Source organism: Pseudomonas sp. FSL R10-1339, from assembly GCF_009600545.1.
In the GTDB taxonomy this organism is placed as follows: Bacteria; Pseudomonadota; Gammaproteobacteria; order Pseudomonadales; family Pseudomonadaceae; genus Aquipseudomonas; species Aquipseudomonas bubulae.
On record NZ_WIVQ01000012.1, the window covers coordinates 40,877 to 63,240 of the forward strand.

A 22,364-nucleotide genomic window follows, 5' to 3' on the forward strand; every position below is an offset into this window, starting at 1 on the left:
TAAACGGGGATTATTTTTTACATAAACGCAACCAGCCGTTTATTTTTCAGCGCTGTCCGGTAATGCATACGCAATGATGTAATCACCTACGTCAGGGGAGTGGCTCATGCCCCCTGCAGAGATCACCACGTATTGTTTTCCGGTAACCGGTGATTTGTAGATCAGCGGTGCGGCCACTGCGCCGACAGGCAAGCGTGCTTTCCACACTTCTTTACCGGTTGCCGAGTCGAGCGCACGCAGGTAGTAGTCTTGAGTCCCGGCAAAGAACACCAGGCCCGAGGCTGTTGAGGTTGGACCACCCAGTGTTGGCATGCCCAGCGGTATCGGCATGTGGGTTTTAATTCCCATAGGGCCGGTATCCTGGACGGTGCCCATAGGCACTTGCCACACCAGTTTCTGAGTATTGAGATCAATCGCACTCATGCTGCCGAACGGGGGTGTATTGCACGGCACGCCCAGTGGCGATTGCAGAATGTCGATTCTCACGCCGCCATAGATACCGGCGACTTGTGGGCGAATGGTTCCCATGAAACCGGGTACTTCGTCAGTCGATACTTTGAACTTGCTGGTGTCTTCCTTCGTCACCAGCGACATCCGCAGGGGCACACGCATGTCGTTAACAAACATCATGCCTGTATTTTCGTCGATGGAGATGCCCCCCCAGTTCATACCGCCCAACAAGCCTGGCCATTCGATGTACGGTTTCTCGGACGGAGGTGTAAACGGGCCCACGTAAACGGAGTCCTTGAACATGATCCGGCAGTACAGTTGATCGAAAGTCGTCACGCCCCACATGGACTTCTCAGTCAGTGGCTCAACACCAATAGTTGGCATTCCGACCGAAAACGGTTGAGTCGGTGACAGGTGCTCGCCTTCAGCAGCAGGTGAGGTTGGAACCGGACGTTCTTCAACTTCGGTAACAGGTTTGCCTGTACGACGGTCCAGAACAAAAATATTGCCTGTTTTGCTGGTCTGGATCAAAACCGGCGTTTTCTCGCCGTCAGCGCTCTTCCAGTCATACATGACTGGCTGAGAAGGCAGGTCGTAATCCCACACATCGTGGTGAACGATCTGGTAAACCCACTTGGCTTTACCGGTCGATGCATCCACAGCTACAACCGCCGAGCCATATTTTTCCTTGGCCGCGTTGCGATCACCGCCCCAGTAGTCCGGTGGGCCATTGCCTGTTGGCAGGTAGACCAGGTTCAACTCTTTATCGTAAGTAGGAATAGTCCATACGTTAGGCGTTTCCAGCGTGAACTGGTGATCGTCGGCAGTAGCGTCCTTACCCTCAGGTGCGCCTATGTCCCATGCCCAGACCAAATCACCGGTCAGCACGTCAAATGCACGCACGGCCCCTGAAGGCTCGCCCGCTACAATGTCACGCACCCAGCCGCCGACTACGGTCAGATGACCCATCACAACCGGCAGAGAGGTTGGGTGATAGCGTTTGCTCTTCTCGGTCGGGCCCATGCCTTTCTTGAGATCGACGTAACCGTTCTCACCAAAGCTCGAACACAGGGCGCCGGTGCGCGCGTCAAGCGCAAACAGACGGGCATCTACCGACGACACCAGAATGCGCTGACGGCATTGTTGGTCGTTGTCGTGCGAAGCCTTGACCTCAGCACTCAGGCTGTCGTCTTTATCGATGTCGTAATAACCCACGCCGCGGCAGGTGACGTGTTCTTCAGTTTTGGCTTTAGGGTCGAACTTCCAGAGAGGAGCCCCAGTATCACCATCCAGTGCGGTGATCAGATTCTCTGGTGTGCATGAATACAGCACGTTGCCAATCTGCAACGGCGTGTTTTCGTCTACGCCTGCACCAGCCCCGGTCGTTCTGCGCCCTGTTCTGTATGTCCAGGCGACCTGTAGGTCCTTGACGTTTTCTGGGGTGATCTGCGTGTAAGGCGCAAACCGGGTACCCGATGCGCTGCGACCATAGTATTCCCAATTTTCAGGCGTATCGGCAGTAGGTTCCTTCGGCTCGGATGCCTTCGACGCGACCACAGGATTTGAGATCGCACCGTGAGGGTAAAACGCAGCAATAAAGGTGGCGATCAACGCGGCAAACACCGCAAAGCCCAACCGGTTAGCCACGCGCCGAGTCGTCAGGGATGTACCCGGGAACGTCGCGCCCACCCACAAACTAAGTGTCAGGATAATGGCTGGAACGACAAGGCGTGGCAGCAGTTCCCAATAACTGAACTGACCTACCTCATAAAATGCCCAGACGCATGTAGCAAGGAAAATAAGTGCCGAAAATATAATGCTGAAACGTTTACGCCATAACAATAACGGGGCGAGTAGCAAATAAGCCAACCCGGCTATTAGATAATAACTTGATCCGTCCAGGGCCAATAACATGACCCCGCCGTATATCAATGTCACTGCAACAGCAAAAACGAAGAGGGAAAATATTATTCTCGCGAGCGAGCTGATTGCCCGTCTTTTAGTGGGTGATTGATGGTCATCCGTCATTTTCATGAATGCTCTATGGGTGAATACAAAACTGTTCGTCGTCGGTGCGAACAGCCCGGCCGAATGATCGATTCGGACGTAATTGGTTGGGCGTAAATCCTCTGGCACCTCGTCAATCAAGCGTTAAAGCGCTGAAAAACCAGGTCGTTACCCGGTGAGTCGGATGCTGAACGCGCAGTTGCACACAAAGGACTGAAGGTTCTACGAAACCTGGAGCGGAGCATCAGTGCTCTACAGGGTTGGATTTTGTGACTTTGTTTGCGCTAGCAGGCTAATTTTAATCGGATGATGTCTCGGATAAATCCAGCGCATTGGAAAACAATATTGATGAAACAGTAACAATCAAGTAGTCGTGAGCGACTCAATAGGTGCAGAACGTCATCGGCGCTGGGTGGCCAACGAGCAATGAGTCATAGGCACGATGAGCAGATCTGTTGAGTCATCGCTTCAGGTTCGTGCCTGTTAGTTCAAGAGCTGGCATTCAGGCGAATTGTTACGAACGCACCAACAATGTTTCTTGCAGAGTTGGATGTATTCCAAAAAAGCTAATGCTTACACTTAAGCGTTGCTACTAACGTCAAGCGGCGTTATCCAATCCAGTCCTTACACCCTGACGCAAGCAGCATAAGGCGACTTGCTAAACAGCCTTGATCATCTGCGTTTTTTCAACGGAGCACCTTTCGAATGTTTTTTTCTTTCCGCGCGCTGCTGAGTACCAGCCTGTGCAGCGGTTTGTCGTTCTGTATGTTGGCCCCTGCTTCAGCGTTGGCGGATTCTACGGACTTGATGAGTCGCTCAACACTCACCGGCGATTGGGGAGGGGAGCGACAGAAGCTGGTCGACAAGGGGATTAAGCTGACGGGTGAATACAGCTCCGAGACGATTTCGAACCTGCACGGCGGGATAAAACGCGGCACTCGCTATGCGCAACAAATACGCATTGGCGCGCAGTTTGATCTGAGCAAGTTACTCGACACTCCGGATGCTGGGGTGGTGCAGATCATTATCAATGACCGTCGTGGCCACAGCGCCACGGAAGATTTGCTCGGTAACCGCTTATCAGCTCAGGAAAACTATGGGGGTGAATACACCCGGCTGACCGAGTTCAGCTATCAACGCAATCTGTTTTCCAAAGACCTGTCGGCCAAGGTCGGATATATGGTCATGGGCACCGAATTTGGGGGGATGCCCATCCTGACCAACTTTGTAAGCGCCGGTTTTTGTGCACACCCGTTAACCATGTCCAGCGGCAGTGGATGGGGTAACTATCCGACGGCACACTGGGGGGGAGAACTGCGTTACGACGTTAACCCGTCTCTAACGCTGCAAACCGCTGTGTTCCAAGTCAACCCGGAGCACAACGCACGCCCTTCTGAAGCGTTTTCCATGCCCAGCAACGGTACCACCGGGGCTATTTTGCCACTGGAGGCGATTTTCAATAATCATGCCTTTCTGGATGGTCAGTACAAAGTCGGTTGGTATTACGACACGTCCAATTACCAGAAAATTGGCAGCACAGAAAAGAGCAGTAACCGTACCGGGGCTTACGTGTTGTTTGATCAGGCCATCTGGAAGGACGAGCAAGACCCTGAAAGCGTATTGCGCCTTTTCGGGCAAGCGGCCACCAGTAACGCTGCGACTTCACCGATGCGTCGTTGGTATTCGGTGGGTCTGGTCAAGCAGAAGCCCTTTGCAAACCGCCCCAAAGATACTATCGCCTTTGGTTATGGCCGCGCCGTGATCAATTCGCGCACGCGCGATGAGCAAGAAGCGGCTGCAATCAATTTTGGGGAGTCAGACATGATCGCCAGCCTCGACAACGGCGAACAGATGCTTGAACTCAACTATGGCGCGCAAGTCACGCCCTGGCTGCTGGTGCGACCGGACATGCAGTACTACATCGAACCGGGCGCGTTCTTCGGTAAAAAAAGAGGAAACGCATTGGCTGTAGGACTACAGATCAAAGCGACTTTTTAACAGACGGGCTGGCGCTTTGTGCGTTACGAACCTGAAAGCGCAGGCTATTAAGCGATCTCCGCGGCTCAGGCAAGCACACATTGCCCATTGACCATGCGCCACAGTTCGAGCGGATTGCCCTCCTGTAGCGCTTCAGGCATCAAGGCCGCAGGCAGGTCCTGATAACACACCGGCCGCAAGAACCTGTCGATGGCGCTGGCGCCGACGGCGCTACTTCGACTGTCCGAACTGGCCGGGAACGGGCCGCCATGCACCATCGCGTGAGAGACCTCGACGTTGTTCGGATAACCGTTCACCAGGATGCGGCCCGCCTTGCGCTCAAGGATGGGCAGCAGCTTTCGGGCCAGCCCATGATCAGCGTCATCCAATTGCATTGTCGCCGTCAGCTGTCCTGACAGGTGCTCGGCCACCGCCAGCATTTCATCTTCGTTCTTGCAGGCGACGATCAGCGAGCTGGGGCCGAATGTTTCGTCGCCAAGCCGTTCTGTTGTGAGAAAGGTGGCTGCATCGGTTACGAACACTGTGGCCTGCGCGGCACTTGGCTTTTCTGCAGGGCACCCTTGGCCCAGCGTTGTAATACCGCTGATGTTGCCTGTCTCCTCGATCCCAGCGAGGTAGGCATGATGAATCCCCGGCGTCAGCATGGTTGCTGCCGCCTTTTTGTGCAGGGCGTCCAGGGCCGTGCTGCAAAACTGGGTCAGTGGCTGACCTTCCAGGGCAATCACCAAGCCTGGATTTGTACACAATTGGCCGGCACTCATCGTCAGAGCCTCAACGAATCCACGGCCGATTTCGCTGGCGCGCATCGACAGCGCATGCGGCAACAGGAACACGGGATTGATGCAGCTCATTTCGGCGTACACCGGAATCGGTTCGCTGCGTTGCGCCGCGGTACGCATCAGCGCCAGACCGCCTTGTCGCGAACCCGTGAAGGCGACTGCCTTGATCGCAGGATGGCTGACCAGGGACTGGCCGAACGGATGACTGTCGCCAATGAGCAGGGAAAACACGCCCTCTGGCAAGTTGTGGGCAGCGGCTGCCTGTTGAATCACCTGGCCTACCAGTTCAGACGTACCCAGGTGAGCCTCGTGTGCCTTGACCACTATCGGGCAGCCAGCGGCCAGGGCAGCGGCGCTGTCGCCGCCGGCAACCGAAAACGCCAGGGGAAAATTGCTTGCACCAAATACAGCCACCGGGCCGAGCGCGATCTTGTGCAGCCTCAGGTCGGGGCGAGAAGGGAGGCGCGACGGCAACGCGCAGTCCAGGGTGGCGCCGAGGTAGTGGCCATCGCGCACCACCTGCGCAAATAGCCGCAACTGGCTCACGGTGCGTCCCCGTTCGATGATCAGGCGCGCTGCCGGCAATCCGGTTTCGAGAGACGCGCGCCCGATCAGCGTGACCCCTAACGCCAGGATGCCCGTGGCGATCGCTTCCAGAAATTGAGCACGCTGCTCTGCCGTGGTCGCGCGGTAGCGATCGCAGGCCTGTTGCGCCAGCGTGCAAGCCTGGTCAATGTCAGCGATACCGCCGACGCCGAAGTCAGGCCCCAGCTTTTCATGGGTGGCAGGGTTGATTGCAGACAGCAATCCTTTGTCGCCAAGCACTGCCGACTGGCCGATGAGCATTTTGCCGGTAATCATCATGTGTCCTATAGCTTGCTGTGCCATCGTCAGGCCCGATTTTTCTGAAATTGAAGTGCGCAGGCGGTTTGTTCTATGTGTAGCGGTAGCGGCCCAACACAGCTTGGGGATCCATTAAATGCTGCATAGCCCTGCTGATTTCCTGCACCTCTGGGGGCGTGTACCTGCTGTAATAAGCTGCATTCACAGGCCCGACGCCATGCTCTGCACTGAAGCAGCCGCCGTTTTCGGTCACCAGCTTATAGATGCCGCTACGCACAGCGACGACCTTGGCGATGCCGTACTGGCTGATGTGGGCGTGCGGCACCAGCACAATCAAATGGCAGCCGCCGTCGGCAAAATGGCCGAAATCGTAAAGTTGCAGCAGCGGATGTTCGTGCTCTAGCCACTGTGCAGCTTGATCGCGGAAAGCGACCAAGCGTGAGCGCGAAAACGCCACGTCGAACGACAGTGGGATACCTTCCTTGGCGATGGCCAGCGGCAGGTTGTCTCGCAGTGGCCAAAAGCTGCTGGTATTTCCAAAAGCGGCGTCGAGAATTCGGCCGCTTTCATACAGCGCTTCCAACACCTGTTCGGTTCGTTGCGCAAAAAGGCTGTGCAAGCCAGGCATGCTGCTGGCGATCTCAATCAGGGCGTAGCAGCTTGCCGACGATTGGCCGAACGGGTGGCGCAGCGTGGGGAAGTTGCGCAACGTAATGGCGAGCGCCGCCTCGGAGATCACTTCGAACGCGCACAGCAGATCGCCAAATTGAAGTTCGAAAGCCTGCAACACCTCAAGCGCTGTCCCATGGTCAGGCAAGGCCACAAACACGCTTTGCGTCGACTGGTCGATGCGTTTGAGCTCAAGCGTCGCCGCCGTAATGATGCCGAAGGCGCCACCGGTGCCGACAAACAACTGCTTGAGGTCAAGCCCGGTATTGTTCTTGCGCAGCGGTGCGAGAAGTTGCACCACGGTGCCGTCGCCATCGGCCAGCACCACTTCGATACCGAGCAGGTTATGGCGCACGTCGCCATGCTTGAGCAAGCGGCTGCCGCCGGCATTGGCGCCAATTAATCCGCCTATGGCCGGGTCGCTGCCGATATCAATAGGGAAATACAGCGAATGGGTTTCCAGTGTGCGATTCAGTGCTGACAAGAGCGTGCCGGCTTCGACAATCACCGTGCGGTTCAAGGGATCAATCTCGCGCACTTGGCGCATGCGCGAAAGTGAGACGATCACTTGCTTGCCGGAGTTGTCGGTGACGGCACCGCCCACCAATCCGCTGCGGTTGCCTTGGGCGACCAGCCGTATGCGATGGCGCACCGCGATGCGCATAAGCGCGCTGACAGCGTGGGTATCGCACGGGATGACGACCGCCGCCGCTTTGCCGCGGCAATGAGCAACGTCGATTTCATAGGGGGCACAGTCCGCCCCGGTCAGCAGCGACGCCTGCCCCAGAACTTCGGCGACTTCGGCCAGAAACGCGTCGAGTCCCGAGGCTTGTCGGTCCACGGTATGTTCCAGGTCGCTCATTGCGCCGCCACCATGCGTTTGAGCAACTGGCTGCGTACCAGCACCAATGCGACGACCGGCAATACGCCTCCCAGCAGCGTGTTATGGCGAAAAGCCAGTGACACCGCGACGGCGATGGCAGCGCCAATCAGCAACATCACAGAGAGTTTTCGGACCAAAGCCTGGTCGCTGCTGGTTTCGCCGATAAAGCCGAGTGGAGAAAACCGGGTGGCACCCATGCCAATCACCAATACGCACGCCAGCACGGGAGCAGCACCCAGCTCCTGCCCCCACACTTGCAACGCAGCGGTAGAGACCGTGGCCAACAGGGCGCCAATCATCAGGTACAGGTCGACGCCCATTGCGATCCAATGGCCAGGGCGGTAATTGAACAGCCAGAACAGGTGCGCAATGCTGAGAATACCGCTGAGCACATACGCGGTATCCCAGCGTACGCCTGCCTCACCCGGGCCGAAACGGCCATACAACAGGAACACGATGACCGGAATGAATGCGCTGGCATTCGACAAATAGGCACGGCCTAGCTTGCTGATAGACATGCGGGTTTCCTTGGATAGAGATGCAATGAAATGCCTGAGTCCCGGGCTTAACTCTTGTGCCAGCGGAACATTAAGGTGGCTGCGGTGAGAAACAACGTGGTCCAGCCTGCCATGGCCAACAAGGGCAGCCACAGCGAAGGCAAGGGCGCTCCTTCGAGCAGCACTTGGCGCAGTACCGAGACAAACTGGTTGATCGGAATCACCGAGAGAATGCTTTTGATCCAGGCTGGCGCATCGTTCAACGGGATGGTCAGGTTGCCGAAGAACAGGGCCGGGTAATGGATCAGATGGCACAGCAATTCGGTTTCCTTGACCGAGGAGGTGCGACTGGCCAGCAGGGTGCCGAGGCTCAGCAACATGGCGCCGCCCAGCAGAATGATCGGCAACGCACGCATGGACTGCACGCTCCACAGCGAGATATCAATGCCGTACCCGTACCGCGCCACCAGCAGCAAGGTGCCGACAGAAATCAGCATCATGAGCACCTGCGACACGAGAATAGAGGCCAGAAAGACCAGCTTCGGCACTGGAAAGCAGGCGTAGATCTTGAGTGCATTGTGTTCACGCAAGCTAGCAATCGATAAGGCGGTGGACATGATGCCGAGTGACATCAAACAGATGACCAGAATGCCGGTTGTAAAAAACTGGCCGTAGTCGAAGGGCTTGGCACCGGAGGCCGTATCCTCGAAACGCACCAGGTCTGTCGAGACGATGCCGCGTCTGGCCGCTGAACACCTGACCGCGGCGATCTCGATCACGCGCGCTGCGGCGCGTACCGCCAGCTGACCCTTGAAGTCATAGTGCACCTGCAACGGTTCGTCGCCGGCCGCAAAGACGATGCGTACCGTGTCTGCTGCGATGGGGGCAGTGCTGCTGACGGTTGAAAAATTGGCCTTTACCGGATCTCCGCCAGCAAATGCCTGCTGGATTGCTAGCTGGCAACTGGTGTCCGAACTGGCCTGGGCGTCAGCCTCCAGAAACTGGATATTTACCGTACCGAGTGAGCCAGGATGACCGAACGCCATCAGCATCACGGTCAGCAGCAGTATGGGAAAGGCCAGCGCCCAGAACAGCGCCGACTTGCTGCGAAAAAACCCCAGCAGCTCGTTGCGCGTCAATATCGCCAGTATGCTAAACATCCTGTTCTCCCTGGGCGCAGAGGTGCAACATGTCGCGGTAATGGGTGGGGCCGAACTCAAAGTGCTGGAACGCAACATTGCCGATCAGGCGGCGTATCGACTGATCCAGTTCCTGCGTGCCATAGACGCTGATTTCAGTGTTTGATGGCCTCGACAACCGCAACGTGGCGCTTTCGCGTTCCAGCTGGTGATAGATGGCGTTGATATGATCACTGTCGTCCAGCTGCAGATAGGCATGGAAGGCGCCGACCAGGCGGTTCTTCAATGCTTCTTTATCGCCTCGATACTTAACGCCGCCGTTGCACACCCACACCACATCGCTTGCGGCATCCAGCTCTTCTTCCGAGTGGCAAATCATGATGATGGTCAGGTCGGCCAGGTCGTAGCGCAGCAGGTGTGCGACGCGCTCGATATACGCTCGGTCGAGCCCGGTAAACGGTTCGTCAAGGATTGCGATTTCCGGGTGGTGTGCCAGCGCCACGAACAAATCGAGCCGCTGTTTCTGGCCGCGTGACAGTGCCCGATAGGGCAGTTTGCGCAGCGCTTCGATATCCAGTGCCTGCGCCACCTGCGGGTCTTGCTTGCCGTACAGGGCCTGATGCAAATCGAGGATTTCCCTGACATTCGACGAGTCTTCATATTCGACCCGCTGCAATTGCACCCCCAACCGCTTGCGGTGCCGGGTGCTTTGCAGAAAACGCGACGCCGCAACCCCCAGAATCTGCGCTTCTTCCAGATGCGCCTGACGGAAGCCGAGCAAGGCTTCGATCAGGGTGGTTTTGCCAGCACCATTGGGGCCAATGATGGCGGTATGCCGACCGCGCCGGAACTGCAGATCGCGGACCTCGAAGTGGAAACTGCCAGCGCTGACCCGGATCAGTTTGGCCGCCGCCGCATAGGGTTCATCAGTGCGCGTGGGTGCCAACTGCACCTCACGGTGCAGGGCAGGTTCGGACAGCCCGTGTGTTTCGTCCGTCAGCAGGATTTGACTGTTCATGTTCAATCGAACAACGCGACTTGGACATCGCGTTTGCCTTTGTAGGGATTGCGGCCATGGGCGACGGCAATGTTATCGATCAACAACATGTCACCGCTGTGCCAGGGAAACGCAATCTCCTGCGCCTCCAAGGCGTCGTATATCGGCGCGATTTCATCCTCCGAGATCGGCGAGCCGTCGCCCAGCCGCACATCGTAAGGGCGTGCCGGTTTGTCCTGATAGGCGTGCTGAATGTAGGCGTAGCCCGGCTTGCCGAGGGAGCGGGCGTTGTTGTGTTGGGTCGACAGTTGATTGAACCAGATCGCTTCGCCGGTCAGCGGATGTTTCAACATGGCATCACCGGTATGCGAGACCGTGATGCTGCCATCGTCGAGCCACTGGTAATCGAGGTGGGTATCGCGGCACAGCTGTTCCACCTGCTGCGGATCATCGGTCAGGAACGCTTCATCCCAGGGGCGGTGGTATTCGCGCATATGGGTGTTACGCGGTTCATTCTCGGGTGTGCTGGGGGCACGGAAGTTGCGCAAGTACTGGATGCGCGCGGTGCTGAGGCGTTCGATCAATGACGGTGACAGGCGACGGGTGACGGCTCGCATATCACACAGTATGGTTTCGCCGCCTTGGTCAGAGGGCTGTTTGCAAAAGAAAGCCAGTTTCTGTGGATAGTGCGCCATGTAGGCCTTTTCCTGATGCAGACCGATTTTCAGGGTGGCCGGGATGCGTGTCGATTCGTAGACTCTGCCTTCGATGTTCTTGCGTGGCGTGGCGCCGCCGATATAACCGAACGCATGCTCAGGATAGTGTTGCGCAATGGCCTGGAAGTCCGCGTTTTCGCGCAATGGAAAACCACGGAACAACAGGCAACCGAACTCCAGCAGCATGCTGTCAAAGATTGCCTGGTGCTGGCGATACCAGGTCGTAAAAGCCTCGCGGTCATCGCTTAGCGTACTGTCGACAGGCGTTATGACGAGCGGCATGTGCTCCGGCGACAGAAAGCCACACTGTACCCGTGATCCGCCCAGCATTTCGTTAAAGTGCTCAACCCTATCTAAACGATGATCCATAGCCTTTTCCCCGACGAGTTGCGTATCAAGCCAGCAAAGGCTTTTTGATAAGGATTTCGAAACCCAGTGCGCCCATGCCGGAACTTGGGCTGGTCACTACCGTGCAATGGTCCAGACCCGCTTCGATGACCAGTGCGCGTGCTTCTTCCAGGGTGACTTTTTCTTCAACATGGGTCGGTGGATAACCCACTGAAGCGCGCATTTGAGTGAACTTCTCCAGCAAGTCGGGGGCGACGTCGCGGCGCATGTCGTGCACCAGGCCAACCCCGCCCGGCTGCAGTACGCGATACATCTCCGTCAGGCTTTTCAGCTTGTCCGGCAAGTGATGCAAGGTGGCACGGCTGACCGCCATGGTCAGGCTGTTGTCCGCGAAGGGCAGGTCCAGGGCGTCGCCGACCTTGAGTTCGATGGTATCGCTCAGGCCTAGCGCTTCGATGCGTGGTCGGCCTCCTTCGAGCATGGTTTCGTCCAGATCCAGGCCGATGAAATACCAGCCTTTCAAAACCGGGTCGGCCGCCAGACGCACCGGGACCACGACGGTGGCGGTGCCGATATCGACCAGGGCGCCCGGCGGCAAGTCGCGGGCAATCTGGCGGATGCGGGTGACGAACAACACATCCCAGGGTTCCAGTGCTTGCGAGGCAAAGCGGTCGTACTCGTCAGCAGGGCGTAGATTTTTCAATAACATGGATACGTTCTCGTCTTGGTTAGCGTTAGAAGAAGATTCAGCGTTGAACTAGCCAGTGCGTGTGGCTCATTTCTTGTCTTACAGCCACCCCACTGGAACGGTGGCCAACAACTTGCGCGCGGCTTTGCTGTTGACACCGAAAGCAGGGCGATCGCGCCGCTCGATGGCATGCGCGACCATGGCCGCCACCCGGCCACAGAGCCCCAGGCCGACACCCCAACGGGCTTGGGTCACGCCGAGATCGAGCAGGGCTGCGGCGGTGATGAAGTCAATATTCGGACGTAGGCCTTTGCGCTCCAGAACGTGGGCACAAACAACGTCGTAAATCTCCAGATAGCGCCCCCCGAAACCCCACTGGGAAAACAGGGCCCTGATGTGCGGCGGTCGTGGGTCCTGCACAAACAGCGGATGGCCAAAGCCAAACAACAGGTTGCCCGGCTGATCCAGCGCGTGGTCGACCGCTTGCCGTATGTCAGCAGGGCTGGCTTGCGCACTGATGGTCTTGAGCCAGGTCATCGCTTCTTCTGCTGCGCCGACATGGTTCGGTCCGCTGGCCATGAAACCGGCCGCCACGGCCTGGGCAAGGGTGACACCGGTGCCGATGGCGGTACGGGGTACCAGCACCGTCGGCGTGATGTAGCCGAAACCGGCGTGCCAGGCCACCAGCAGGGCGTCAACGACACGAATGGCTAATGGATCGATATCGGTCGCGCCCATTGCCGTCAATACGACCTCGGCGTGATGCGTCGATGCTGCGCCGGGGGCGCTATAACCGAGCGCCGTTTGCAGAAAGTGCGGCGTTGAAGCAACGCTGACCAGGCCCTCGATAAAATCCTGATGCGTAGGCAAGTCGCGAACGGTGGCTTCGATCAGGACAATATGTTCCAGCGCTGCCAGATCACCGAGAAGGCCGCAGGCGGCGGCCTGAACGATGCCGGCACCGCTGTCGGCCACGGCTTCGATGCCACGTCGATAGGCAGGCTCCGCCGACAGGTGGCTGGCAATGCGTACCAGAAGGGCGTCAACGGCCTGGCTCTCAGCAGGGGTCGGCAGGCTGCCAAACCACGCCAGCCATAGCGCTGTGGGGAAGTCGACAATGCCGATCAGGTCATTGAGGTTGCGACCCCTGACCCACAGCCCTTCATTAGGCTCAATCGTGGCGCCGTCGATATTGGTACCGCGATACAGGGTGCGTGGTCCGCCAAACAGGCTCTGCGGCGGTGTGGGTATCAGCGTGTCGGCCTGTGCCAACTCATCAAGCGCAATGCCGCAGTGGGCGACCAGCAGGTTTTCTATTGTGTGTGCGTGTTGCGTGACCGTCGGCAGGATATTGGCGAAAAAATAATGGGCGGTTTTGACCTTGCCACGGTAAAAAGCGGCTTCTTCGGCACTCAGTGGCTCGCGCAACTGACGCTCGGCCAGGCAGGCCGATTCAAGCAAGACCCAGGCGCTGGCGGTGAGACCGAGCATTTCCAGGAAGCGGGTATAGAACTGGCTGGTTTCGTGTGTGCGGCCTTCACGCACGTGCTCATTGATACGTGTCAGTGCCTGCTCCACGGCAACCATGGCGTTTTCCAGCGCCGGGAATTGGTCGTGCAGCTCAGAACCGACACCCGTTGTGTTGTTCAAGAAGGCATCCAGCTCTTCGCGCAGAAACTTGATCAGGCGTGAGTTCCTGCCAAAACCGAGCTTGTCGCGCACCAGATCCTGGGACTGGATGTAGTTGGTCCCTTCCCAGATCGACAGGATTTTCACGTCGCGCGCATTTTGCTCGACAGGGTAAGCATCGGTGTAGCCGATACCGCCATGCACTTGTATCGCCAGTTCGCAGATTTTCCAGGCCTGGTCCGAGACGAATGCCTTGCACACCGGCGTGAACAGCAGCACCAGCTTGCGGTATTTTTCGACCTGGGCTTCGTCCAGTACCGGCTCGGCTTCCAGGGCAAATGCCTGGGTCGATGCGCCGGTCAACTTACCGAGCAGGCCACGGCAACCTTCTACCCGGGCCTTCATTTCCAGCAGCATACGCTGCACGTCTGCGTGTTCGATGATGGCCACAGGCGGGGCGCTGGCATCGGAGGTGCGACTGATTGCACGGCCCTGGAACCGTTTGCCGGCGAAATCGACTGAATGCAGATAAGCGCTGGAAGCCAGGCCCAAGCCGATAATTGCCGTGCTCATACGGGCCTGGTTCATCAAGGGCACCAGTTGCAGCAATCCGGCATTCTTGCGGTCGCCCAGCAGTACGGCGCGGGTGGTGCCGGTTCGACCAAACACCAGTTGGGTATTGGCGCAGCCCTTCAATCCCATCTTGCGCAGCAATGAAGTGCACTCGACATGGTTGTCTTCCAGCTCGCCCGTTTCGGGATTAGGCCAGAAGCGCGGCACCAGCAGGCAGGACAGCGAGTAGGAGGTCGAGGTCGTGGTATTGATGCGGCCCAGGACAAAGTAAACGGTGTTTTCGGTCAGCGTATGCATGCCCGCCGAGATGTAGACCTTTTCGCCGCTGACGGCGTATTCGCCGTTTTCAAGGGGTTTTGCGACAGTGGTGACCGCTGTCAGGTCGCTGCCGGCCTGCTGCTCGGTGGCGCAGAAACACGCGTCCCAGTCGTAGCGCTGAAGCTTGCGCAGGTACGTTGCCTTTTGCGCTGCGGTAGCGTGCAGCTTCAACAGCTTGATGGCCGGAAAATTGAAGCCGCCGTAGGTCATGAACGCCGGATTGGCGCCCATGAACATTTCCTGGATGGTTTGCCGGATCAGGGGTGGCAAGGCCGGTTGCTGGGATTCGCTGTCGATGCCCAGCACCTGAATCCACTCTTCCTTATAGCGCTGCCAAAGTCCGTGGAACTCTTTGGGGATTTCGACCTTGCCGTTTTCCAGCAAGTGGCATTCCTGTCGGTCGGAGGCTTGATAGGCCTTGCCTAACTCATAAGCGAACGCCCTGGCGCGCTCCAGCAAGGCATCGTAGTAGGTACGATTTTTGTCGTTGAACGGCGCCCGTGTGAGAAAATTCTGGTCGGTTTTATGCAGTTCCCACAAAAAAAAGCGAAGCTCACGCAGGCTGACTTTATAAGCAGACATAGGTTTTCCTGATTAATAAGCGGTGTGTATCTGGGTTCAGGCGCCAGCCTGGATCTCGGCCACAATGGCGCCAGCGGTGCCGCACAACGCCGCATCCCAAAGCAGGGCGGTGGCTGTTTTACCCTGAGGCAGGGTGGCGCGCAGGCGCATAAGCGACAGCAAGGGGGCCGCGCTCGAGTGGTGCGCGCGGGCACCGAGTTCGAAATGTCGCTCTTGTGCAATGCCCAGTTCGCGACTGACGCCCAAGGAGAAGCTGTCGCTGAATCCGGCCGGTAATACCCAATCGATATCACTGGCTTTCAGGCCGGAACGTTCGATTGCCGTTTGCGCTGCGCTCACCGCCATCGGATGCAGGCGCTCAGCCAGAGCGGCAGGGGTCAGCCCCCAGGGGTTGTCAATGGCCGCGCCATAGTGCACCGCCGAGGCGCGTATCGCCCCCCAGCCAGGCGTCGTCTGAGCGTCGCCATCGAGCAAGATGGCGGCTGCGCCGTCGCCGTACACAACCAGATCCCCCCAGGCGCGAAAGAAGGGGTAGAGCCACTTATCGGACGCCACCAGCAGCACCTTGCCGCCGAGACTGACCAGCGCTTCGATCATGGTCAGTGCGTTGAACACGCCGGCAGTGCCCGATTGGCCGATGGCGAACGGCAACGCGTTGGGCAAGCCCAGTGCATGCTGGATACGGCCTGCGACCGACTCATTAATGCGTTGGTTAAGGGCGCTATTGGTCACCACAATGTGGGTCACCTGTGCCAGCGTTTCTGCCGGAACCTGTTGACGCAATCGCGTGACCGCTTCCAGTGCCAGGTCGGCGCAGCTTTGCAAGGGTGGCGCTACCGGCAGGGCGATGCTCGCCGTGGGAAGCAGTCGACGCTCTTCTTCGGCGTCGATCCTGCCTTTGCCACGAGGCATGGAAAAGACCGCCGACTTGTACAACAGATGGCCATAGCCGATGTTTTTTTCCTGAGCTTGTACCGCCCGGAACGGGGTCGTATCGGGGACGTGAGAAGCGATAGCGCGGATTCGAAGCATGAGGCTATTCCGTGACCGTAAGTGAGGTGGAGAAAAACTCGGAAAACTGCTGCTTCAGCTGCTTTCGGTCGATCTTGCCGTTCGGATTGCGCGGTAAAGGCGAGTCATGGAAGGACACATGCAACGGCACCATATAGGTCGGCAGTTTGTCCCGGCACAGCTTGATCAGTGCCTGGGCGCTGGTTTGTATCTGCGGATGGGCGAACAGGCTGATGATGATGGCTTCGCCCTGTTGCGGATGCGGTACACCAAACGCTGCCGCCTCGGTCACGTCATCCACGGCAAAGAGGATTTCTTCGACTTCGGTGGGGCTGACGCGATAACCGGAGGTCTTGATCATGTCGTCGCTACGGGCAACGAAATACAGATAATCGTCGCTGTCGCGGTAGACGATATCGCCCGACCAGACCGCTGTTTCGGTACGCGAAATCTGCTGGTCCGGGTATAACCAGGGACGAAAGCGTTGAGCGGTCAATTCTGGGTCATTCCAGTACCCGAGCGTGACGAACGCCCCGCGGTGCACCAATTCACCGTGCTCTCCAGCGGCACATTCGCTGCCGTCCTGACGCATCACGCGAATATCAGCATTGGGGACCGCCTTGCCGATGGAGTCGGGCCGTGTGACGGCCGCTTCCGGCGCCAGGTAAGTCGAGCGGAAAGCCTCGGTCAAGCCGTACATCAGGTACGGCAGCGCATTGGGAAATGCGGTTTTGAGTTTTTCCAGCAAAGGCGGTGGCATATGCCCGCCGGTATTGGCGAAGCAGCGAATGCGAGCGCCGGCAGGCTGCGGCCATTGCACTGACGCCAGTTGCATCCACAGTGGCGGTACGCCGGTAATCACGGTGACGCCATGGGCTTCACAAAACGTCGGGACTTCACCCGCTTGCAGGAAATCCAGCGGGGCGTAGCAGGCACCGCTGACCAGCGCCGTGGTCAACTGACTGAACCCGGCATCGAAGCTCAGCGGCAATACGCCCAGGATGACGTCATCGGCCCGCAAGCGCAGATAGTGAGCGACGCTATAGGCGCCAGACACCAGGTTACGTTGCGACAGCACCACGCCTTTGGGCCGTCCCGTAGAGCCGGAGGTGTACAAAATGGCCGCAGGATCACTGTCTGTGACGGCGGCGTATGCGTTGAAAAACGCCGCATCGGTCAGCGTGTTCAGGGTCTCGGACTGTAGTTTTTCCAGTTGCCAGGTATCGAGTTCGATGTCATTCAACGCCGCCTCGATGCGTCTTAGGCGTGCCCCCGTACTGATGAGCAAGCGTGCACCGCTGTCCAGCAGGATATGGCGTACCTGTTGCTCTTTGAGCTGAGGATTGATGGGCACCAGGATCGCACCCCGGGCATTGATTGCCAGGAACATGACGACGGTTTCGTACTGCTTGCCCGTATAGACAGCGACGCGTTCGCCCGCTTGCACGCCGCTATCGGCCAGCCTCTTTGCCGCCAGGCGCACGTCCTCCAGCAATTGGGAATAAGTCGCCATCTTTGCGCCTTGCGCGAACGCACGGCGGTCGCCATGGTGTTGGGCGCTGTCTTTCAACAGGTCGTACAAACTGATGTGGGCGGTCATGGTGACGTCCCTAGGATTGGTGGATATAGGTGTGTGCCGGGCTCTGCGAGAGGAAAGCGCTGACGCTGTACGTCTGGTTGTAGGCGCCGCAGTTGTCGAAGATCACCAGATCGCCCACGCTCGGCGGGGCCGACAGTTCATGACTCCAGCCGATCACGTCGGCGCGGCTGCAGGTGCTGCCCACGAACTGGATCGGCAACGGGGGCGCGTCCCCCGGTGCCTGTTGACGCCGCAGCAGGCGCGGCTGCGCGTAGTTCTTCAACATGGCCTCAGTTTTGGCCAGCAGGAAGTTGTGGCTCAGGCCACCGTCGCAGACGGCAACGTAGCGCTCACCCAAGGCTTTGACTGAACGTACGCGGGTCACGAAAGTGCCTGCGCCAGCGAAGACCCCGCGCCCGGACTCGTGGACGACCTTGAAGTCTTTTTGCAGCGGCGCAATGCGCTGGCGATAAGCGTCAAACGTCTGTGCCTGGCTAGGGAAGTGCTCGGAGAAACCGCCACCGACGTTAAGAAACTCAACCGGCATGCCGGTGAGGCGTGCTACTTGTGGCGCGAATGCAGCGAGCGCATGGGCAAGGGCGGCGGCATCGGCACCCTTGTCATCGATGTGAAAGCTATTGGAGCCCGCAAACGTATGGAGGCCGATGATTGGCACGTTGGCCTGGGCCAATGCAACCGTCGTCAGCAAGGCGTCTTGGCGACTCATGCCGAAGTGGTCCGCCGGGTGTTTGCCCGAGCTGACCAGTTGGCCCGCGTTCAAGCGCAAAATCGTTTGCGGCGCGGTCTGTTTGCCGATGACGCGAATCAGTCTCTGCGCCTGCTCCAGGCTGTCGATGATGAACGTGCAGCGTGAGGCCAGGGCCGCGCGCATGAAATCTTCATCCATTGACGGATTGTTCACGTATTTGGGGGTGTTGATGCGACCCGCCACAATATCGAGTTCGCCCAGGCTGGCCAGCTCCACACCGTCGATGAAGGCATGGCCGCAGCGGATCAACAAATCCAGGTTTGGATTAGCCTTGAGCGACACAATCAACGGTGTACCCAGACGCTCGCGTAAATCAGCGTAACGCGCCTGTACGACAGTGGGGTCCAGTACGTAGCAAGGCGTTTTCAGATTCAGCAGCCATTGGTCGGTCGTTGCGTCGTCGCTTCTGACAGGCGCGCAGGCGGTGGTCATGGTCATGTCAATTCACCGGATGAAGGGTCAATGCCGAAAATGAACCGTTGTCCGATTCCGTTATGTTCATCAGGTGCGCCCCGGCATCGACCTTGCTCAAGCCAATATCGGCCAGGTTGATCGCCAGGTCCGAGCCAAAGGAGTGGCCTTTGTTCAGAATGTTGTCGGAGTAGAGCGTGGAGGAGGGAATGGCCATGGCGCCACAGAAGGCTTTCCAGCCAGAGTGGTTGGAGTTGTAAGGCAAAATGCATGAGAAATCGCTAAGCGCCATGCCACAGTCGGCCACGGCTTCCTTCATGACTTTGCGGGTGTAGTGCCACTCCAGATTGAACATTTCCTTTTTCACCGCGTTGTTGGTCACGGAGCCCAGATACCAGCTGCCGTAATTGCGTACGGCCGTTGCACCGACCCGGTTACGCCGGCTGTTACGGGTCACCAGCAAGCACCCTGCGCCATCACTTAAGATGCTTGCCTGCAACACCCGGAAACGCTCGATAAAGACGCGGTCGGACGACACGATCAGCACCGAGTGCAATTGGCTATGGACATTCATCAAGGCCTTGGCCATCTGAATGGCGACGCTGATCGACGAGCAATTGAGCTGTGCGATCGAGCCGGCCCAGACAGGCTTTATGCCGAATGCCGTGGCCACTTCCATGGGCAGGCTGCGTGACGCCGGCGGTACGCTGAATAGCCCGGTATGAACATGGATGACCGCACCGATGTCGCTGCCCTTGAAGCCTTGCTCCTCTTGCAGGCGAGCGACAGCGCGCTTGGCCAGCTCGACCTCGTCGATGTCCGGTGATACATGGAAATAACGGCAACCCGCATTGCGGATCATGTCAAAGCGCTCGGCGGGCAACTTATGGTGCTGAGCCCAGTCATTGAGGTCCTGGCGTTCGCCGGGTAACTCGTAAGCGGCGGCTTCAATACCGATCGTGAAGGGGGCGGGGCTGTTTGTTGCCGCAGTAGTTGGGGGCGTCATGACTGTATTCCTGTTAAGCCGGCATTGGCATGGCGGCGTAGTCCAGCACTCTGAGCTTTTCAAAGGCATCGCTTACACGGGGCGTCAGCAAACCCATTTCGCGGATGGTCGGCACCAGCCGCCGGAAAATGGAACGGCGCATGGAGTTGGCCACTTCAGAACTCCTGACCAGGTGGCTGCACTCTTTTTTGGATAAGCCCATCGGCTCCCATATGTCGTCGGCGCACAGGTGTTCGTACAAGGTGTAAGCACCTTCAACCACAAACTCTTCGCGCTCCTTGCGTTCAGTTCCGCTCATTTCCTTGTACACATTGCCCAGCGTGATGCGGCCAATGGCGAAATGGCGCGCCTCATCGCGCTGAATGCGCGTCATCAGGTCTTTGATAAAAGGGTCTTTGGTGTAGGCGACCATGCTTTGAAACAGTGACAGCGCAATGCCCTCCACCAGCACTTGCATGCCGAGGTTGGTCATATCGAGTTTGCTGGTGGTAATGGTGTCTTCCAGCAGGCCTTTGAGCGCCTTGCTCATGGGGTAGCTGATGGGCAGCTTGTTATTCACCAGGCGCCCGAATGCTTCAATATGACGGGCTTCATCGATGATTTGCCCGGCAGCACAGAGGCGAGCCGAGAGGCTTTCTTCTGCCACCGCCAGTTTCGATGCGCAAATCAGGGCAGCCTGTTCACCGTGCAGTACCTGTGACAGGGTCCAGCCTTGCGAGTGATGGCGAATTTCGGCGCGGTTTTTTTCATTCATTTTGTTCCAGACGTCGGTGCCGTAGATCAGCAGTGTGCCGTCCGGCATGCCCAGTGGATTGTCCGGGTTGAGCTCGTAGCTCCAATCGATGTCGGTATTGACATCCCACTGGTTGGCCTTGGTTTTCTGATACAGCGCATTCAAGCTGTCATTGCTGAAATCGTAGGTCTGAGACATGTAAGCCTCGACCGAGAAATTCCACTTGATCGGCTCGCCATCATCCAATGTCGGTTTGTGCTCTGTTTGCATGATCACACCTGTACGTGCGTGCATTTCGGTTGAGAGGTGGTGAACGGCTCATGCACAGGAGATGTGTGCACCTGTGCCGCGAAGTAGTCCAGGTCGGGTAAGAACCACTCGGTGATGGCTGGCGTTTGCGCGGTATTCCAGGCTGCGATGTGCAGGAGGTTATCGCCGCCGTCCCACAGGTCGCGGCGAATCTGTTCGGCGCTGATCCAGACCACCGGCGTCTGTAGCTGGCGCGCCCAGAACAAGGCTTCGTTCCATAAATGGGCGCCCATCGTCACGCGTGGATCGAGCAGGTTTTTTGGCAACGCAAGGTCGATGGAAGGCATGCGTACCTGCGCCAGGAGAAGCGTCTGCTCACCGCAGCTGTCCCAAATGTACTGGGCCAGCGTGGACAGCAGGGTGTAGTACTGCTGGTTGTTGACCAGCACAGGCGCGGGATTGTCGTGTGCGTACACACTTCGGCGTGCATAGTCTTGCGTTTCGAGCAGTGGCAGGTTGCGAGCCGAACAAGGGATCGCCAGGTTGTAATCGGGGTTACGCTGCAACAGCAGGGAACAGGTTTGCGCGCTCTTCACATTTCACCTTCCAATGCATAGTGCAGATCAGGCGCGAGGGTTATCTGGGCAATCGAAAAATAGCCGTTCATTGCCAGCGAAGAAACGATGCAATCGCTACCCGTGTGCGCGGAACCCGCACCCAGCTCCCCCAATAGCGAAAGCCAGGGGTCGCTGCCGAATGAATGGCCAAATCGTTGATAATGGTCGGCGTGCACAGACGAAGTGTCGAAGCACTTGAACAGCGCGCGGCGCGACATCTCTGGAAAAAACGGTACTGCAATGCCTAGACCTGGCCGGCTTTCGGTGAAACTGCGCAGGTTTCGTCCTAATTGCAGTAGCGCATTAGCCTGGCTTGAAGTGCCGATGACCAGCATGATTTTGGCCTCTGGAATCACGTCAATCACTAACGTGCAGATGCCAAAACCGGAATTCCCCCAGCGGTTGTTGCCTAACCAGTAAGTAAAATTGTGGATATCGGTATCGACAATCTGCAGTAACAGCCTGCGACGACCGCTGAACTGAGCCTTCCCCTGGATATATCGCAGGATGAAACCCCAGCCCGTGCATTCATAGGCGTTGGTGACCCAGTCAGGACGGCGCCCATACTGGGTGGCTATCGCCTCCTGGAAATAGCCTGCATGTGGCGAACCGTCTGCCAAAAACTGTGACAGCACAGTAGAGCTCACCACGTAATCGTCGATAGGGCCTGCGTCGCTTGCATAGCGGCAAGCCTCATCGCCTACCCGCTGCCCCAATGCCAACGCTGCATCCTCCAGGCTGACCTGGTGCGATACAAAGGGCGTTTCTGTGCGTCGGTAAGCTAGCGTATGGACCCTGAAAGCCGGAGCGGTGCCAAGCGACTGCGTTGATGCAAAGGGCTGCGAGTTCGACATGTTGAGCTTCTGGTATGAG

Annotated in this window: 17 protein-coding genes; 1 reads left to right on the plus strand and 16 read right to left on the minus strand. The window is 57.9% G+C overall.

Features of this window, described 5'->3' with window-relative positions; translation table 11 throughout:
• Positions 1-39 precede the first annotated feature (39 nt).
• Entirely contained in the window at positions 40-2,478 is a 2,439-nt protein-coding gene (locus tag GHO03_RS06305; RefSeq protein ID WP_095026860.1) for a membrane-bound PQQ-dependent dehydrogenase, glucose/quinate/shikimate family, read from the minus strand.
• Positions 2,479-3,162: 684 nt separating this feature from the next.
• Here GHO03_RS06305 and GHO03_RS06310 point away from each other — a divergent pair.
• Positions 3,163-4,455 carry a carbohydrate porin gene (locus GHO03_RS06310; protein WP_094999496.1) on the plus strand — a complete coding sequence of 431 codons (1,293 nt, stop codon included), beginning with the start codon at positions 3,163-3,165 and terminating at the stop codon, positions 4,453-4,455.
• Positions 4,456-4,520: 65 nt separating this feature from the next.
• Here GHO03_RS06310 and GHO03_RS06315 read toward each other — a convergent pair whose 3' ends face one another.
• From GHO03_RS06315 to GHO03_RS06390, 15 genes are all read right to left on the minus strand, one after another.
• Positions 4,521-6,098 carry an aldehyde dehydrogenase (NADP(+)) gene (locus tag GHO03_RS06315; protein ID WP_133143872.1) on the minus strand — a complete coding sequence of 526 codons (1,578 nt, stop codon included), beginning with the start codon at positions 6,096-6,098 and terminating at the stop codon, positions 4,521-4,523.
• Between the two features lie 70 nt (positions 6,099-6,168).
• Positions 6,169-7,608, minus strand: a complete 1,440-nt coding sequence (locus tag GHO03_RS06320) for an FAD-binding oxidoreductase (protein ID WP_153399392.1) — start codon at positions 7,606-7,608, stop codon at positions 6,169-6,171.
• On the minus strand, positions 7,605-8,147 hold the full coding sequence (locus GHO03_RS06325; RefSeq protein ID WP_095019081.1) for a permease: 543 nt from the start codon (positions 8,145-8,147) through the stop codon (positions 7,605-7,607). The genes GHO03_RS06320 and GHO03_RS06325 overlap by 4 nt, the downstream gene beginning before the upstream one ends.
• Before the next feature lie 47 nt (positions 8,148-8,194).
• Entirely contained in the window at positions 8,195-9,286 is a 1,092-nt protein-coding gene (locus tag GHO03_RS06330) for an ABC transporter permease (RefSeq protein WP_133143862.1), read from the minus strand.
• The gene (locus GHO03_RS06335) at positions 9,279-10,283 is read right to left on the minus strand and encodes an ATP-binding cassette domain-containing protein (RefSeq protein WP_095025002.1); all 1,005 of its coding nucleotides are present in this window, start codon (positions 10,281-10,283) and stop codon (positions 9,279-9,281) included. Before GHO03_RS06335 ends, GHO03_RS06330 begins: the two co-directional genes overlap by 8 nt.
• Positions 10,284-10,285: 2 nt before the next feature.
• Positions 10,286-11,260, minus strand: a complete 975-nt coding sequence (locus tag GHO03_RS06340) for a TauD/TfdA family dioxygenase (protein WP_165484548.1) — start codon at positions 11,258-11,260, stop codon at positions 10,286-10,288.
• A 112-nt stretch (positions 11,261-11,372) separates the two neighbouring features.
• Complete coding sequence (locus GHO03_RS06345; RefSeq protein WP_133143860.1) at positions 11,373-12,035, minus strand: class I SAM-dependent methyltransferase; 663 nt, start codon at positions 12,033-12,035, stop codon at positions 11,373-11,375.
• Between the two features lie 78 nt (positions 12,036-12,113).
• On the minus strand, positions 12,114-15,116 hold the full coding sequence (locus GHO03_RS25340) for a citrate/2-methylcitrate synthase (protein WP_205125761.1): 3,003 nt from the start codon (positions 15,114-15,116) through the stop codon (positions 12,114-12,116).
• Between the two features lie 36 nt (positions 15,117-15,152).
• Positions 15,153-16,148: a hypothetical protein gene (locus GHO03_RS06360; protein ID WP_095019078.1), complete on the minus strand. Its 996-nt coding sequence runs from the start codon at positions 16,146-16,148 to the stop codon at positions 15,153-15,155.
• A 4-nt stretch (positions 16,149-16,152) separates the two neighbouring features.
• Positions 16,153-17,727 carry an acyl-CoA ligase (AMP-forming), exosortase A system-associated gene (locus GHO03_RS06365; protein ID WP_133143859.1) on the minus strand — a complete coding sequence of 525 codons (1,575 nt, stop codon included), beginning with the start codon at positions 17,725-17,727 and terminating at the stop codon, positions 16,153-16,155.
• 10 nt (positions 17,728-17,737) lie between these two features.
• Complete coding sequence (locus GHO03_RS06370; RefSeq protein ID WP_133143858.1) at positions 17,738-18,913, minus strand: PLP-dependent decarboxylase; 1,176 nt, start codon at positions 18,911-18,913, stop codon at positions 17,738-17,740.
• Position 18,914: 1 nt separating this feature from the next.
• Positions 18,915-19,892: a 3-oxoacyl-ACP synthase gene (locus GHO03_RS06375; protein ID WP_178110290.1), complete on the minus strand. Its 978-nt coding sequence runs from the start codon at positions 19,890-19,892 to the stop codon at positions 18,915-18,917.
• A 13-nt stretch (positions 19,893-19,905) separates the two neighbouring features.
• Positions 19,906-20,895 (minus strand): ferritin-like domain-containing protein, encoded by a 990-nt coding sequence (locus tag GHO03_RS06380; RefSeq protein ID WP_133143856.1) that lies wholly within the window; start codon positions 20,893-20,895, stop codon positions 19,906-19,908.
• Positions 20,896-20,897: 2 nt separating this feature from the next.
• Positions 20,898-21,470 carry a hypothetical protein gene (locus GHO03_RS06385; protein WP_094999483.1) on the minus strand — a complete coding sequence of 191 codons (573 nt, stop codon included), beginning with the start codon at positions 21,468-21,470 and terminating at the stop codon, positions 20,898-20,900.
• Positions 21,467-22,345, minus strand: coding sequence for a hypothetical protein (locus GHO03_RS06390; RefSeq protein ID WP_133143855.1), 879 nt, complete (start codon positions 22,343-22,345; stop codon positions 21,467-21,469). The genes GHO03_RS06385 and GHO03_RS06390 overlap by 4 nt, the downstream gene beginning before the upstream one ends.
• Between the last annotated feature and the right edge of the window lie 19 nt (positions 22,346-22,364).

Excerpts from the sequence above, each read along its gene's own strand:
- GHO03_RS06305 (WP_095026860.1), bottom strand. The coding sequence starts at position 2,478 with ATGACGGATGACCATCAATCACCCACTAAAAGACGGGCAATCAGCTCG.
- GHO03_RS06310 (WP_094999496.1), top strand. The coding sequence starts at position 3,163 with ATGTTTTTTTCTTTCCGCGCGCTGCTGAGTACCAGCCTGTGCAGCGGT.
- GHO03_RS06315 (WP_133143872.1), bottom strand. The coding sequence starts at position 6,098 with ATGATGATTACCGGCAAAATGCTCATCGGCCAGTCGGCAGTGCTTGGC.
- GHO03_RS06320 (WP_153399392.1), bottom strand. The coding sequence starts at position 7,608 with ATGAGCGACCTGGAACATACCGTGGACCGACAAGCCTCGGGACTCGAC.
- GHO03_RS06325 (WP_095019081.1), bottom strand. The coding sequence starts at position 8,147 with ATGTCTATCAGCAAGCTAGGCCGTGCCTATTTGTCGAATGCCAGCGCA.
- GHO03_RS06330 (WP_133143862.1), bottom strand. The coding sequence starts at position 9,286 with ATGTTTAGCATACTGGCGATATTGACGCGCAACGAGCTGCTGGGGTTT.
- GHO03_RS06335 (WP_095025002.1), bottom strand. The coding sequence starts at position 10,283 with ATGAACAGTCAAATCCTGCTGACGGACGAAACACACGGGCTGTCCGAA.
- GHO03_RS06340 (WP_165484548.1), bottom strand. The coding sequence starts at position 11,260 with ATGCCGCTCGTCATAACGCCTGTCGACAGTACGCTAAGCGATGACCGC.
- GHO03_RS06345 (WP_133143860.1), bottom strand. The coding sequence starts at position 12,035 with ATGTTATTGAAAAATCTACGCCCTGCTGACGAGTACGACCGCTTTGCC.
- GHO03_RS25340 (WP_205125761.1), bottom strand. The coding sequence starts at position 15,116 with ATGTCTGCTTATAAAGTCAGCCTGCGTGAGCTTCGCTTTTTTTTGTGG.
- GHO03_RS06360 (WP_095019078.1), bottom strand. The coding sequence starts at position 16,148 with ATGCTTCGAATCCGCGCTATCGCTTCTCACGTCCCCGATACGACCCCG.
- GHO03_RS06365 (WP_133143859.1), bottom strand. The coding sequence starts at position 17,727 with ATGACCGCCCACATCAGTTTGTACGACCTGTTGAAAGACAGCGCCCAA.
- GHO03_RS06370 (WP_133143858.1), bottom strand. The coding sequence starts at position 18,913 with ATGACCATGACCACCGCCTGCGCGCCTGTCAGAAGCGACGACGCAACG.
- GHO03_RS06375 (WP_178110290.1), bottom strand. The coding sequence starts at position 19,892 with ATGACGCCCCCAACTACTGCGGCAACAAACAGCCCCGCCCCCTTCACG.
- GHO03_RS06380 (WP_133143856.1), bottom strand. The coding sequence starts at position 20,895 with ATGCAAACAGAGCACAAACCGACATTGGATGATGGCGAGCCGATCAAG.
- GHO03_RS06390 (WP_133143855.1), bottom strand. The coding sequence starts at position 22,345 with ATGTCGAACTCGCAGCCCTTTGCATCAACGCAGTCGCTTGGCACCGCT.